The organism is Streptomyces sp. NPDC042336 (assembly GCF_055581985.1).
This window is the reverse complement of record NZ_JBVJEA010000001.1, coordinates 827,601-841,565: the sequence shown is the minus strand read 5'-3', so window position 1 is coordinate 841,565 and position 13,965 is coordinate 827,601. Positions and strand designations below refer to the sequence as shown.

Genomic DNA, 13,965 nt, shown 5'->3' with positions numbered 1-13,965 from the left:
GAGCCGGCCCGGCGTCAGGAGGCCCGTCGCGCTCCGGCGCCTCCCCGTATCTCCAGGCCCGCGAGCAGCTCGGCCGTGGCCTTGGCGACGGCCTCGACGGCCTCGTCGAAGACCTCCTGGTTGTGCGCGGCGGGCGCACGGAACCCGGAGACCTTGCGCACGTACTGAAGGGCGGCGGCTCTGATCTCGTCCTCGGTGGCCTCCTCGGCCAGCACGGGCGGACGCAGGGTCTTGATGCTGCGGCACATGACGTCGGTCTCCCCTCTCCGGGCCCACCCACCAGCCGTTCGACCGGCTCCGGCGGCACGCCGTCCATCTCTTTCACGGTAGAGCAGGGGTCTGACAGTCGCGCCGGGCCGCGGGGCACTCGTTCGCGTGAACCACCGAAGGGAACGCGCGCCTCAAAATCGAACAGGCGTATCATTGGCGTGTGGCTACGACCTATGATTTCCCCAGTGACCTCCTCGCCGGTCAGGAGGAACTGCATCAGGTCCGGGCCGAGCTGTCGGCCCTGCTGAAGAGACTTCCCTGGTCTGTCGAACCGCTCGACGGATTCAGCGACGACAACGGCTGGCGGAAGGTCGAGCGTCCGGCCTCGCCCGGCTGGACGGCGGACGAGCAGGCCGAGGTCGAGAAGCTCCGCCGGCGCGAGCGTGAACTGGCGGTGTTCGTCAGCACCCACCGCTACTGGTCGGAGACGACCGGCCCCGACCAGGTGAGCGCCCGCTCGGCGCTGAAACACGCCCATGAGGCCCCGCTGCCGGAGCCGCCGCCCGAGGACACCTGAGGAGCCTCGTCCGGGCAGGCCCGGAAGGGACCGCACGCGTAAGGCCCCCGGAGGATTCTCCGAGGGCCTTCACACCGACGACGACGGCGCCGGTCCTGGTGGGCGCGGACGGTTTCGAACCGCCGACATCCTGCTTGTAAGGCAGGCGCTCTACCCCTGAGCTACGCACCCAGGACGAGTCGACAGCCTACATGGCCCGGGGCGCTGCCCGGCAAACGCGTTCGCGCCGTGCGTGCCCGCGGGCCGGGGGTTATCCCCACCCTCGATCCGGTAGCGGTCCGGATCGAGCCGGGGTCCCGTGCTCCGTACGGTCGAAGAGCCTCATCGAGCAGGTCTCCGCGGACCGCGGAAGGCCCCGGGTGCGGCACCTCGTCGTCCGTCCCAGGGGGAGACCGCCATGCCCGCCCGTACCGTTCCCGTCCGCGTGCTCACCGCCGTCGGCGCCGTCGCCGTCCTCGTCGCGGGCCTGAGCGCCTGCGCCTCCGCCTCGGACGACAAGGACCCCGAGCACCGGTCGTTCGCCCTCCAGGGCCGCACGCTCACCGTCGACTCCGACGACTCCGCCCTGGAGATCGTCGCCTCCGACGACCACGCCTCCGGGAAGATCCAGGTCACGCGGTGGTTCTCCGGCTCGGTCGCGGTCGGCTCGGACCCCGAGGTGACCTGGAGGATGGACGGCGACCGGCTGGTGCTGCGGATGCACTGCTCCGGTGTGGTCGCCGACTGCGCGGCCAAGCACCGCATCGAGGTGCCGCGCGGCGTCGCCGTCAAGGTGAAGGAGGGCGACGGCAGCGTGCGGGCCAGCGGGTTCCAGGACGCGCTGGACATCCGTACCGGCGACGGCTCCGTGCACGTCACCGACTCCTCCGGGCCGCTGGAACTGCGTACCGGCGACGGTTCCGTGCGTGCCGCGGTCTCCTCCCGCCAGGTGCGGGCGCACACCGGCGACGGCTCGGTCCGGCTGGACCTCGGCACCGTCCCGGACCGGGTGGAGTCCCGCAGCGGCGACGGCTCCGTGACGATCTCGCTGCCCCGGGCCACGTACAAGGTGTCCACCGACACCGGTGACGGCTCGGTCGACGTGTCCGTGCCCACCGACGACGCCAGCGCACACGTGGTCGACGCCCGGTCCGGTGACGGCAAAATCACCGTCCGAACCGCGAACTGACCGGCCCGTGTGTTCGTCCCTAACGGGTGGGAGAATGAACCCGGGCAGGACGGACGACACGGGAGAGTGATGTGACGGCGACGCCATCGCAGCCGTACTCGCCGATGGTGGCGCGCGCCGAGCGCCTGCCGCACCGCTCCCGCCGGTACCGGAGGGGCGCGGTGCGTGACGCGCTCACCCTGATGGGCCTGCCCCTGCTCGGCGCGTTGGCGCTGCCCGCGGCGTTCGCCGGGGGCGGTACCCGGCGCTGGTTCGGCGGGCGGGCCGAGAGCCAGCGGGCCGAGGCCCAGACCGCCAAGGACGACGCGGCCGCCGCCTTCTACGAGCTGGACACCGCGCAGCGGGATCTGCGGATCTCCATAGAGACGATCGCGGCCGTCGACTCCTCCCCCGCCGCCCGGCGCGCGGTCTCCGACTTCGAGGCCCTCGGCCGGCGCATCGACGAGGTCAGCCACCAGTACATCGGCGCCGTCGACGCCCACGACCTGGACCGGGACGACCTGGAGGCCTCGGCCGCCTCCCACGCCCGCACCGAACTGACCGCCGCCAAGACCGAACTGGGCCGGGTCAAACAGGAACTGGACCGCTTCGCCGAGGGCCTCGGCCCGCTCCTGGGCAAGGCAGAGACCCAGCTGGCCCGGCTGGCACCCGCCGTCGAGCGCGCCCGGCAGGCCCTGCTCGCCGCCTCCGACGCCCTGGACGCCGCGCGCGGCTCCGGTCTGCGGGCGGACGACCTGGCCACCCGTCTCGCCACCCTCGGCCCGGAGCTGACCCGGCTGAACCAGGGCGCGGGACAGCACGGGGTGCCCCAGACGCTCGAGCGGGCCGAACGGGTCATCCGTGAGGCCGAGGCGGTCCGCGCCGAGGCGGAGCGGCTGCCCGAGCGCGCCGCCGAGATCGGCCACCGCCTGGTCTCCCTGCGCACCCGCGCCCAGGCACTGACCACCCGGACCGAGCAGGTCGAGCCGGTGCTGAGCGAGCTGCGGCGCCGGTTCACCGCCGCCTGCTGGCAGGACCTCCAGCACGTGCCTGACCAGGCTGCCGAATCGGTCCGGCAGGCCGAGCGGAAGCTGGCCGAGGCGCGGACCGCCCGCGACGAACAGCGCTGGCCCGACGCCACCGCCCTGCTGTCGACGGTACGAGCGCTGCTGAACTCGACCGACGAGGCCGTCTCGGCGGCCGGCGACCGGCTGCGGCAGCTGAACGCCGTGCAGAAGGACCCGCAGCAGGAGATCGAGCGCACCCGCTTCGCGATCCGCGACGCCCAGCGCCTGGCCATGGCCGGGCGCAACACCCCCGAGCCCCGTCACGCGCGTCCCCTGGACGAGGCCGTGGCCCGGCTGGAGCGGGCGATCACCACGCTGGAGGGGCGGCACCCCGACTACTGGCACTTCCTGACGGAGACGGAAGCGGTCCGGCAGACGGTGGCCCACGTGGTCGCCCGGATCCGCGAGGAGCGCGGGGCCGGTCACTGATCCCCGAGGTCGGCCGGCCGGGGCCATCGGACGACCGTGCCGGTTAATCTGTGCGCATGCCTCGCTACGAGTACCGCTGCCGCAGCTGCGGCGACACCTTCGAACTGAGCCGTCCCATGGCCGAGTCCTCCGCTCCGGCCGCCTGCCCGGCGGGCCACGACGACACAGTGAAGCTGCTGTCGACGGTCGCGGTCGGCGGCTCGGCCTCCGCCCCGGCGCCGTCGTCGGGTGGCGGCGGTGGCGGTGGCGGTTGCTGCGGCGGGGGCTGCTGCGGCTGAGGCCGCCTCTCCCCCGCTCCGGTCGCGCTCCTTCGGTTCCTGTCGGGTCCGTGTCGCGCCGCATATTCCCCGACCGGCGAGGAACCCGAGGTACAGACCGCCCAGGACCAGTGAACCGGGGTTGCGTATGCCGTCCAGCAGCAGCCGGCCGTACAGCGTACGCAGCCGTTCCCGTGGTCTTCCTCAGGATCCCTTCAGCCGCGGTTTCCTAGCGTGGTCGTCATGACAGCCATCGCAGCGCAGCCGGCCGCGGACAGCGGTGCGGCCCCGCAGTGGATCAACGACCTCATGGACGCCCTCGGCGCCCCCGGTGCCGGTCTCGCCATCGCTCTGGAGAACCTCTTTCCTCCCCTGCCGAGCGAGGTGATCCTGCCGCTCGCCGGGTTCGCGGCGAGCTCCGGCCGGATGAGCCTGATCGCCGTCTTGCTGTGGACGACCGCGGGTTCGGTGATCGGCGCGCTCGCCCTGTACGGAATCGGTGCCCTGCTCGGCCGGGACCGCACGGTGGCGATAGCGGGGAAGCTGCCGCTGGTGAAGGTGTCCGACATCGAGAAGACGGAAGCGTGGTTCCTGCGGCACGGAACCAAGGCGGTGTTCTTCGGCCGGATGATCCCCATCTTCCGCAGCCTGATCTCGGTACCCGCGGGCGTGGAGCGGATGCGGCTGCCCGTCTTCCTCGCGCTGACGACCCTGGGCAGCGCGATCTGGAACACCGTGTTCGTGCTCGCCGGCTACGCACTGGGGGACAACTGGTCGGAGGTCTCGGGCATCGCCTCCACCTACTCGAAGGTGATCCTCGCGGCAGCCGCGCTGGCGCTGGTGGTCTTCGTCGGCATGCGTCTGCTGCGGCCGGGCGCCGGTCACCGGCGGCGGGGCCGCGGGCCCGGCGGGGGGCAGGACGAGCAGCCGCCGGCCGACGACGACGGCCGCCCCGGCACCGGTGGCGGCGCCGGGGACCCGGACGGCGGGTTCAGCGAGCCGGGCCCGCCGCACGGAGGAACTCGCGGAGGATCCGCTCACCGGCCAGGACACCGCGCTCGGGCAAGGCGCTGACCGTCGGAGCCGTCCACCCGGAGTCGGCCAGCTCGCCGTGGCCCGGCCGCCAGCCCCGGTCGGCGGCGAGGAGCAGGTCGGCGTCGAGGAGCGAGTCACCGGCAGCGAGGGTGAGTTCGGCGCCGGTGCGGCGGGCGACCTCGTGCACGGCGGCGCTCTTGGTGAGCGGTTTGGGCACGGCGTAGATCTTGCGGCCCTGGAGGGACACGGTCCAGCCGCGGTTCTCGGCCCACACGGCGAGTTCCTTCACCCAGTCCTGGGGCAGCAGGTCGCGTTCGACGACCAGGTAGGCGAAGAGGTCCTCGGCCACCCGGTGCTTGCGCACCCACAGCGGGTCGGCGGTGTTCGTCAGGTGGTCGCGGACCTCGGCCAGCGAGGCGCACTCGTCGGCCAGCCGTGCGGTCACCCGGGCGTGCCAGCCGGGGTCGGAGACGCCGTCCACCAGCAGGTGGCCGCCGTTGGCGCAGATCGCGTACTTCGACGGGGGGCCGGGGAGGTTGATCCGCTGGTACTGCTTGCGGGTCCGGGTGGTGGTGGGCACGAAGAGGGCCGAGTCGCCGAGGTCCGTCAGCAGGTGGGCGGCCGTCTCGGTCAGGTAGGAGAGGGGCTTGCTCTCGTAGACCTCCACGCACAGCAGGCGGGGTGCCCTCAGGTCGGGCATGGTCAGTCCGAGCGCGGCCGCGGAGTAGATGAGCGTGCGGTCGAGGTCGCTGGCGACGAGCACCGGCATCAGAGCGCCACCGCCTTGCCGTCGGCGCCGGTGGCGCCCCGCGTGTACTGCGGGTGGATCAGCCCGACGCAGGTGTACGGGAGGCCGGCGACCTCCTCCACCGGTACGCCCCGCTGTTCGGCCAGCAGGCGGACGTGGTCCAGGTCGGCGCCGGCACCGGCCCGGGCCAGCACCTTCCACGGGACGCGGCGCAGCATCACCCGCGTGGTCTCGCCGACGCCGGGCTTGACGAGGTTCACGTCGTGGATGCCGTACTCCTCGCTGATGCGCTCGACGGCGGCCCAGCCCTCCCAGGTGGGGCTGCGGTCGGCGGAGAGGAGGTCCTTCACCTGGGCGTCGACCGTGTCCGTGACGTCGGGGAAGCGGGCGGAGACGGCGTCGAGGAAGTCCGGTGACAGGTCGGCGCCGGCGAGTTCGCGGTAGAACTTCGCGCCGTGGAAGTCGTGCGGGCCGACCAGGTCGGCGCGGAGCACGGTGCGGGATATCAGTCCGGAGACGGTGGAGTTGAGGCAGGCGGAGGGGATGAGGAAGTCGTCGCGGGTGCCGTAGGTGCGCACGCAGGAGCCGGGGTCGGCCAGTACGGCGATCTCCGGGTCGAAGCCGGTGATGCCGTCGGACGCCTCGAACTCGCGCAGGGCGGCGGCCAGTTCGCGGGTGATGGCGCCCTTGCCGGTCCAGCCGTCGACGAAGACGACGTCGGCGGGGTCGTGGTGACCGGCCAGCCAGCGCAGCGCGTTGGCGTCGATGCCGCGGCCCCGGACGATCGACACGGCGTAGTGGGGGAGGTCGAGGCCATGGCGGAACTGCGCCCAGCGGCGCATCAGAACGCCGACGGGGGTGCCCGCGCGGGCGAGGGAGACCAGGACGGGCCGGGGCGACCGCTCCGCGAGGACGATCTCGGTGACGGCGCCGACGGCGCGCGCCAGCCGTGCGGCGGACGTCTCCAGCGCCGCGTGGAACAGCTGCTGGTACTGCTCGCTGGGCTGGTACTCCACGGGCAGCGACTCCGCGTAGTGCGCGCCGCCGCTCTGGATCGCCTCCTCGCGCTCCTCGGTCGGCGCCTCCAGTGTCACGTCCGAGAGGTCCTGGAGCAGCCAGCCGACCTCGTCGGGCGCGTACGAGGAGAAGTCGGGGCCGCGCAGGGGCTCGGGCAGCATGGAGGAGGGCCTTTCGGGGGCGTGCGGGGGACGCGGGACGTACGACGGGACGACCGCGAGCAGGACGTGCGGGACGTGGGCGGCGAGCCGGGCCGGCAGTCCGTCCGGGGCGTGCAGCGCCGGGGTGTCGGCGACCGAGTCGACGACGGCGACGACGGCGTCGAAGCCGGCGCCCGCGACGTTGTAGGCGTAGCGCTCGCCGGGGCCGTCGGCCGGGTCGTCGTGCGCGGGGAAGACCAGGCGGGTGCGTATGGCGTAGCCGGGGTCGTCGACGGCGAGGACGGGAGAGCGGGTGGTGGTGGAGTAGCGCACGGTGACGTCGCCGCCGAGGGTCTGCTCCAGGGCGTGGGCCAGACGGAGGGGGGCGTACATGAGTTCCTCGAAGCCGAGGACGAGGACCCGGCGGGCGCCGGCGGGCAGCGCCTCGGCGATCCGTTCCGCCATGGCGGGCAGGGCGGCCTCCAGCCGGGCCCGGTGGGCGGCGGTGAATCCGTGCCGTCCGCCGTCGGGGACGTCGTGGGGCCAGTGCAGTTCGACGCGCTCGACGGCTCCGGACGGCGTGGCGGCCGGAGCGGGGCCGGCCGGCTCCGTGGCCGCCGTCTCGTGGCGGGCGACCAGTTCCTGGCCCTTCTCCAGTACTCCCGGGGGCAGGTGGACGGTGCCGGAGGCGGTGGTCACCAGGTCGACGCGGGCGCCGATCTCCCGGGCGAAGTCGTCCAGCCGCCCGGCGTCCGCGGGTGAGCGCATGTCGACCAGGGCCACCACGACGTACCGCTTGCGGGGGTAGCGCTCGTGCAGGGCGCGGATGGTGTTGAGCACCGTGTTGCCGGTGGAGAACTCGTCGTCGACGAGGACCAGCGGCCCGTCTCCGGCCAGCAGCGCGGGGTCCTCCGGCAGCAGGAGGTGGGAGGTCGCGTGCGAGTGGGACTCCTCGAAGCCGCCCGCCCGTGCCACTCCGGTGACCGGACGGCGGGTGGAGTGCAGGTAGGGGGCGGGGCCCAGGCCGTCGGCGACCAAGTGGCCGAGTCCGGTGGCGGTCTCCGCGTAACCGAGGACGACCGCGCTTTCGGCCGCCTCGGTACCGAGCAGGTCGCGGACACGGCGGCCGAGGGCGACGCCGTGGCCGTGGACGACGGAGGGCGACTGCGGGACGTGTTTGCCGAGCACGTTGGAGACGAGCAGGTGCGCCCGCTTGGGGTTGCGGCGCAGGGCGAGCCCCAGCAGGCCGGTGAGCGCCTCGTCGCCGGCGAGTTCGACGCCGAGCCGCTCGGCGACCCAGCTGCCGGACCATGCCCCGGCGCGCTCTGCGGCGTGCCCCTCGGCGTGCGCCTTCTCCGTCATGTACTCGTGCCTCCGTTCGTCCGCCGCGGCACGTGCCCCGGCGTCGGTCGTGGATCGCTTGCGTCCGGTCGCCCGGCGTTCAGTCGGACAGGCCGGCGGCGAGCAGTTCCACGAAGCCGATGTCCTCGTTCGCCACCCCGAAGATCTCGGCGCGCAGCAGGGTCCGCTCGGCCCAGGCGCGGTGGGGTTTCACCTCGTTCATCTTGTTCGTGTAGGCCGACCGCATCACGCCGCCGCCGCACCGTTCGGGCCGCAGGATGTCCTGGGCGTCGCTGAACTCCTCGTGGCTGACCACGGACAGCGCGTGCACCGGGAGCACGTGCGAGGGGTGGATGCAGGTCTTGCCCAGCAGGCCGTTGGCCCGGTCCAGGGAGATCTCGCGCAGCAGGCCGTCCATGGAGTGCTCGATGAGCTTCTGGCGCAGCTCGACGGCCTGCCCTTCGAGGAAGGGGCTCTGCCGCAGTTGCGGTTTGAACATCCTCTCCTGGACGCGGAAGTACTCCCACACGGGCCCGGTCACCGTGAATCCGGTGCCGTCGGCGCGGGCGAGCATGTTGACCACGTCGGCGATCACGGAGGCGACGATCTGGACGTCGTAGGCGGTCATGTCGGGGCCTCGGCGCAGCCCGTAGGAGGAGCAGAAGTCGGTCACGCCGAGCCGCAGGGCGAGTACGCGGTCCCGGTACTTGTCAACCGCGCGGAAGATGCCCTCCAGCGTCTGGACCCGGGACTCCCGGTACAGCAGGTCCGGGGACTCGAGCACGGGCATGGCGAAGAGCCTGCGGCCGCTGGCGGACTCGGCGGCGGCGAGCGCCTCCAGGAAGGGCACGCCGCGTTCCTCGGTGAACTTCGGCAGCACGAATCCGGACAGCAGCCGGACGGCGGGTCCCAGGCGCCGTACGAGGTCGGGGATCTGCTCGGGGGTGCGGACCCGGACGAACAGCAGGGGGACGTCGTCGTCGGAACGTTTCTCCAGGTCCGTGAGCTGACGGACGAGGTTCGCCTCGCCGACGGGTACGTCGGCGTCGTCGATCGAGTCCTCCAGGCACAGCACCATCGACACCACCCCGCGCGCACCCTGCTTCAGGATGTCGTCGGCGAGACTCGGCCGGGTGGCCGGGCTGTAGAGCGTGGCGCCCAGGGCCGCGGACAGCAGCCTGGCCGGCGAGTCCGCCGTGAAGGAGCAGGGCTCCTGATGGAAAAGACGCTTCCGCACTTCAGGGGCTATCTGTCCGAAATGACGCATTTAAACTCCCCCGTGGTGTCTGGGCGACCTGGAATCGTCGAAAGGTGGCCGGTAATAGTACGTAGGTATCCATGTCGGAGGTTCCCACCGGGCATGAATTCCAGGTAACCCGGCCGTGTCGGCGACGGCGACCCGGGGCGGGCGGACACGGCCCGAGTACCCGCCCCCGCGTTGTCGTGACCAGGACCGAGAGGGCAGGATGACGGCATGACGCACGCGATGCTGAAGGGGTCGAACGTCCCGCTGCAAGCCACCACGGTACGCGCCGTGCTGCGCTGGACTCCCGGGCAGGGGGTCCCCGACGTCGACGCGTCCGCGCTGCTGCTGGGGCCGGACGACCGTGTGCGTTCCGACGAGGACTTCGTCTTCTACAACCAGCCACGACACCCCTCCGGTCAGGTCTGGCGGCTCGGCAAGAAGCGCGTCGCCGAGGGTCTGACCGACACCATCCAGACGGACCTGTCCGGTGTCGAGCCCTCCGTGGGCCGGATCCTGCTGGTCGCTTCGGCGGACGGCGTGCCCTTCGACCGCGTCCGGTCGCTGCGCATCCTGCTGCACGACGCCGCGGCCGACGCGGAGCCGCTGGCGTACTTCGACGTCACACCGGAGACCGGCCAGGAGACGGCGCTGATCTGCGGCGAGCTGTACCGGCGCGGCGACGGCTGGAAGTTCCGGGCGCTGGGCGAGGGCTACGCCAACGGGCTCAAGGGCCTGGCGACCGACTTCGGCATCTCGGTGGACGAGTCGGAGGGGGCTGACGATCCCATCTCCGCCCCTCGGCCCGAACCGGCCCCGACGGCCCCCGCCGCCCCGTCCGCCCCGTCCGCCCCTTCCCAGGCCACGCCGGACCAGCCCACGCCCGCCCAGTCCATGCCCGCTCCGCAGGTCGTCGGCCCCGATCACCCGACGGCCGTGCAGCCCCTTCCGGAGGCCTCGCGGCCGCTGCCGCCGGAGCAGCCCACAGGCGTACCGGCGCAGCCCGCCTACGGCTACCCGCAGCAGCCGCCGGCGGACCCGCCCGCCTACGGCTATCCCCAGCCGGCCGCCGGCCGGCCCGGGTACGGGTATCCGCAGGCGCCCGCGGCGGCCGGGGCGCAGTCCGGCTACGGCTATCCGCAGCCGGTCACCGGGGCCCCCGATCCGGACTTCCGGCTGCCCCCGCAGGGACCGCAGTTCATCGGCCGGTAGCCGCCGCGGACCACGCCCGGCCGCGGGCGGAGTCAGCGCTCGGAGCCGGGCCCGGTGCTCAGCGCTCCGCCTTGCTCTTGTGCCCCCGGCCCCATTGCAGGCCCCAGCCGTACAGCCGGTCCAGCTCGCCCTGGAAGCCGTAGACGAACTTCACCTCGCGGCGGACGAGGATCTCGTCCTTGACGTTCTCGATCATCACCACGGCGCAGGACCGGGCCTGCGGGTGCCGCTCGTCGAGGCCTATCTCGATGCGCGGGCCGTTGCTCGGGTAGAGCGTGACGATGGCGTGCGTCCGGTCGAAGGCGGGGGTCTGGTCGTAGATGTAGGCGAAGAGCAGCAGGCGCTTGATGGCGTCCTTGTGGTCGAGGTTGACGTAGATCGTCTCGCCGGAGGCCGAGCCGAAGCGGTCGTCGCCGCTGAGCTTGACGTACGGCGGGGCGTTGACGTCGCCCAGGAAGCCGCCGAGCGGCTGGACCACCCCGCGGGTGCCGTCCTGGAGTTCGTAGAGGCAGCCGAGGTCGAGGTCGACGTTGACCATGCTCTGGCTGTGGCCGACGACCTCGGGGGGCTTGAGCGCCTTGAAGGGGTGCCGCAGCAGGCTCTCCCGCTGGACGCCCGAGATGTCGGAGGTCCGCATCCGCCAGGAGAGGTTGACGCGGAGATTGCCGGTCGCCGCGCCCTGCTTGGTCAGGGAGACCTGGCTGTGCCGTTTGGTCAGCTGGATGGAGTTGGTCGCCGCGCTGCCCGAGTCGAACTCCGACTCGCGGCCGCGCCACAGCCCGTCCAAGAAGCCCATTCCCGCCCCACCTTCGCTTCACCGCCGACGGGGCGGCCCCGAGGAGTCGTCCTCGTCGGCCGCCCCGCTCAGAGCGTTCCTCGTCCGGGCCGGGTTCACACCAGGGGTGCGGACGCACCGGGGGCGCGCCGCGGCCCGGGATCCAAGGGTTTCACACCCCGGAGGAGACCTCCGCCTTCTCCTGGTCGCCGTCTCCCCCGGCCGCCGCCAGTGCGCGGTTGCGGCGCACCGAGGAGAAGAAGGACCAGCCGATCAGGGCGACGCCGACGAGGCCGGTGATGATCTCGTGGATCTCGTACTGGATGGTGACCAGCAGGATGACGGCGAGGGCGCCGATGGCGTAGTGCGCGCCGTGCTCCAGGTAGACGTAGTCGTCGAGGGTGCCCTGGCGGACCAGGTACACGGTCAGGGACCGCACGTACATGGCGCCGATACCGAGGCCCAGGGCCATCAGGACGATGTCGTTGGTGATGGCGAAGGCGCCGATGACGCCGTCGAAGGAGAACGACGCGTCCAGGACCTCCAGGTAGAGGAACATGAAGAACGCCGCCTTGCCCGCCAGCCTGACGGCCGACTTGGGCTTGCCGGTGCGCGCGGCTTCCTCTTCCTCCTCGTGCTCCCGTTCCTCCTCCTCTTCGAGTTTGTCCTCGAAGTAGCCGGAGAGACCGCCGACGATCATGTAGGTGATCAGACCGGCGATGCCGGCGAGCAGGACCGTCTCCGCCTTGTCGGCATGGGCGCCGCCGTGCTGGTGGGCGTGGGCGCCGAAGGTGATCGCGGAGACCAGCAGCACGATCAGGGCGATGCAGACCGACAGCATGTCGACCTTGCCGAGCTTGGCCAGCGGACGCTCCAGCCAGGCCAGCCACTTGATGTCCCGGTCCTCGAAGATGAAGTCGAGGAAGATCATCAGAAGGAACATGCCACCGAAGGCGGCGATCGACGGATGGGCGTCCGTCACCAGCTCCTGATAGCGGTCCTTGTCGGTGAGCGCGAGGTCGACGGCCTCGATCGGTCCGAGCTGGGCGCTGATCGCCACGATCACGACCGGGAAGACCAGGCGCATGCCGAACACGGCGATGAGGATGCCGATGGTGAGGAAGATCTTCTGCCAGAAGGCGTTCATCTTCTTCAGGATCCCGGCGTTGACCACCGCGTTGTCGAAGGACAGCGAGATCTCCATGATGGAGAGGATCGCGACGATGCCGAAGGCGGTCCACCCCCCGTAGAAGACCGCCGCGACCAGGCCGAGCGCGGTGACCGCGAACGACCAGCCGAAGGTTTTCAGAAGCACTGGCTACCCAATCGTGTGTGTACGGGGCTCCCCCGCGCCGTACTCGGCTTTACGAAACGTTGACTCCGAAGTCTAGAGCGATGCCGCGAAGCCCCGACGCGTACCCCTGCCCCACTGCACGGAACTTCCACTCGCCCTGGTAGCGGTAGAGCTCGCCGAAGATCATCGCGGTCTCCGTGGAGGCGTCCTCGCTCAGGTCGTAGCGGGCCAGCTCCTGGCCGTCGGCCTGGTTGACGACCCGGATGAAGGCGTTGCTGACCTGGCCGAAGGTCTGGCCGCGCTCGTCGGCCATGTGGATCGAGACCGGGAAGACGATCTTGTCGCAGTGGGCCGGCACCTGGGAGAGGTCGACCAGCAGCGACTCGTCGTCGCCGTCGCCCTCGCCGGTGAGGTTGTCGCCGGTGTGCTCGATCGAGCCGTCCGGGCTCTTGAGCTGGTTGTAGAAGACGAACCACTCGTCGCCGAGCACCCGGCCGCTGCTGCACACGAGTGCGCTCGCGTCGAGGTCGAAGGGTGCTCCGGTGGTGGAACGCGCGTCCCAGCCGAGCCCGACCAGTACCTGTGTGAGGTTCGGTGCGGCCTTGGACAGGGAGACGTTGCCGCCCTTGGCAAGCGTGACGCCCATGGTGATGGTCCCTCCCCGGGTGATGGTTCTTGGGTTTCTGCGCGTCCGGCGCCGCACGTAAACCGTGCGGCGCCGGACGTATCGAGACCGTGGCCTCGCCGGACGGTCGAGGCCCTCGCCCCGGCCGTTCAGTCACTCGGTCGCTCAGTGCCTCAGCGACTCCGCGGGTCGCTGACTCAGACGTTCACGCCGAAGTCCTGGGCGATGCCGCGCAGGCCGGAGGCGTAGCCCTGGCCGATGGCGCGGAACTTCCACTCCGCGCCGTGGCGGTACAGCTCGCCGAAGACCATGGCGGTCTCCGTGGAGGCGTCCTCGCTCAGGTCGTAACGGGCGATCTCGGCCTCGCCGGCCTGGTTGACGACGCGGATGAACGCGTTGCGGACCTGGCCGAAGGACTGCTGGCGGTTCTCGGCGTCGTAGATCGAGACCGGGAAGACGATCTTCTCGATGTCCGCGGGGACCGTGGCGAGGTTGATCTTGATCTGCTCGTCGTCGCCCTCGCCCTCACCGGTGATGTTGTCGCCGGTGTGCTCGACCGAGCCGTCCGGGCTCTTCAGGTTGTTGAAGAAGATGAAGTGCGCGTCGCTGGCGACCTTGCCGGCACTGTTCAGCAGCAGCGCGCTGGCGTCGAGGTCGAAGTCGGTGCCGGTCGTGGTGCGGATGTCCCACCCCAGACCGACGATGACCGCGGTCAGCCCGGGGGCCTCCTTGGTCAGCGAAACGTTGCCGCCCTTGCTGAGGCTGACTCCCACGAGTCCTCCATTGGTGTCCAGGGGCGGGGTGCCCCGTAGTGCGTGGATATCGGATCAACGACTCGATCCTAGTGA

Annotated in this window: 14 protein-coding genes and 1 tRNA gene; 6 read left to right on the top strand and 9 right to left on the bottom strand. The window is 71.5% G+C overall.

The window, feature by feature from the left end; translation table 11 throughout:
• Window positions 1-14 precede the first annotated feature (14 nt).
• Window positions 15-248, bottom strand: a complete 234-nt coding sequence (locus ACZ6IM_RS03890; protein ID WP_030181446.1) for a DUF2277 domain-containing protein — start codon at window positions 246-248, stop codon at window positions 15-17.
• A 182-nt stretch (window positions 249-430) separates the two neighbouring features.
• Between ACZ6IM_RS03890 and ACZ6IM_RS03885 the strand changes: the two genes are divergently transcribed.
• Window positions 431-787, top strand: a complete 357-nt coding sequence (locus ACZ6IM_RS03885) for a hypothetical protein (RefSeq protein WP_052842805.1) — start codon at window positions 431-433, stop codon at window positions 785-787.
• A 96-nt stretch (window positions 788-883) separates the two neighbouring features.
• Here the strand turns inward: ACZ6IM_RS03885 and ACZ6IM_RS03880 are convergent.
• Window positions 884-958 (bottom strand) — tRNA-Val (locus ACZ6IM_RS03880).
• Between the two features lie 226 nt (window positions 959-1,184).
• Here ACZ6IM_RS03880 and ACZ6IM_RS03875 point away from each other — a divergent pair.
• The 4 genes from ACZ6IM_RS03875 (at window position 1,185) to ACZ6IM_RS03860 (ending at window position 4,761) form a co-directional block, all read left to right on the top strand.
• On the top strand, window positions 1,185-1,955 hold the full coding sequence (locus ACZ6IM_RS03875; protein WP_052842806.1) for a DUF4097 family beta strand repeat-containing protein: 771 nt from the start codon (window positions 1,185-1,187) through the stop codon (window positions 1,953-1,955).
• A gap of 71 nt (window positions 1,956-2,026) precedes the next feature.
• Window positions 2,027-3,430, top strand: a complete 1,404-nt coding sequence (locus tag ACZ6IM_RS03870) for a hypothetical protein (protein ID WP_469554096.1) — start codon at window positions 2,027-2,029, stop codon at window positions 3,428-3,430.
• Window positions 3,431-3,486: 56 nt separating this feature from the next.
• Entirely contained in the window at window positions 3,487-3,708 is a 222-nt protein-coding gene (locus ACZ6IM_RS03865) for an FmdB family zinc ribbon protein (protein WP_052842808.1), read from the top strand.
• A gap of 222 nt (window positions 3,709-3,930) precedes the next feature.
• On the top strand, window positions 3,931-4,761 hold the full coding sequence (locus ACZ6IM_RS03860) for a DedA family protein (RefSeq protein WP_052842876.1): 831 nt from the start codon (window positions 3,931-3,933) through the stop codon (window positions 4,759-4,761).
• Here the strand turns inward: ACZ6IM_RS03860 and ACZ6IM_RS03855 are convergent.
• From ACZ6IM_RS03855 to ACZ6IM_RS03845, 3 genes are all read right to left on the bottom strand, one after another.
• The gene (locus ACZ6IM_RS03855; RefSeq protein ID WP_052842809.1) at window positions 4,679-5,491 is read right to left on the bottom strand and encodes an HAD family hydrolase; all 813 of its coding nucleotides are present in this window, start codon (window positions 5,489-5,491) and stop codon (window positions 4,679-4,681) included. The genes ACZ6IM_RS03860 and ACZ6IM_RS03855 overlap by 83 nt on opposite strands.
• Window positions 5,491-7,989, bottom strand: a complete 2,499-nt coding sequence (locus ACZ6IM_RS03850) for a phosphoribosyltransferase (protein WP_469554094.1) — start codon at window positions 7,987-7,989, stop codon at window positions 5,491-5,493. The genes ACZ6IM_RS03855 and ACZ6IM_RS03850 overlap by 1 nt, the downstream gene beginning before the upstream one ends.
• Before the next feature lie 79 nt (window positions 7,990-8,068).
• The gene (locus ACZ6IM_RS03845; protein ID WP_052842811.1) at window positions 8,069-9,235 is read right to left on the bottom strand and encodes an HpcH/HpaI aldolase/citrate lyase family protein; all 1,167 of its coding nucleotides are present in this window, start codon (window positions 9,233-9,235) and stop codon (window positions 8,069-8,071) included.
• 207 nt (window positions 9,236-9,442) lie between these two features.
• Here ACZ6IM_RS03845 and ACZ6IM_RS03840 point away from each other — a divergent pair, with 207 nt between their 5' ends.
• Window positions 9,443-10,423, top strand: a complete 981-nt coding sequence (locus ACZ6IM_RS03840) for a TerD family protein (RefSeq protein WP_469554093.1) — start codon at window positions 9,443-9,445, stop codon at window positions 10,421-10,423.
• Between the two features lie 58 nt (window positions 10,424-10,481).
• Here the strand turns inward: ACZ6IM_RS03840 and ACZ6IM_RS03835 are convergent, their stop codons facing one another.
• The 4 genes from ACZ6IM_RS03835 to ACZ6IM_RS03820 form a co-directional block, all read right to left on the bottom strand.
• A complete protein-coding gene (locus ACZ6IM_RS03835; RefSeq protein ID WP_052842813.1) occupies window positions 10,482-11,219 on the bottom strand; it encodes a TerD family protein in 738 nt (245 codons plus the stop codon).
• A 151-nt stretch (window positions 11,220-11,370) separates the two neighbouring features.
• Window positions 11,371-12,513, bottom strand: a complete 1,143-nt coding sequence (locus ACZ6IM_RS03830; RefSeq protein WP_109031612.1) for a DUF475 domain-containing protein — start codon at window positions 12,511-12,513, stop codon at window positions 11,371-11,373.
• 49 nt (window positions 12,514-12,562) lie between these two features.
• Window positions 12,563-13,138 carry a TerD family protein gene (locus ACZ6IM_RS03825; protein ID WP_052842814.1) on the bottom strand — a complete coding sequence of 192 codons (576 nt, stop codon included), beginning with the start codon at window positions 13,136-13,138 and terminating at the stop codon, window positions 12,563-12,565.
• Between the two features lie 176 nt (window positions 13,139-13,314).
• Window positions 13,315-13,890, bottom strand: a complete 576-nt coding sequence (locus ACZ6IM_RS03820) for a calcium homeostasis/redox stress adaptation protein (protein WP_052842815.1) — start codon at window positions 13,888-13,890, stop codon at window positions 13,315-13,317.
• Between the last annotated feature and the right edge of the window lie 75 nt (window positions 13,891-13,965).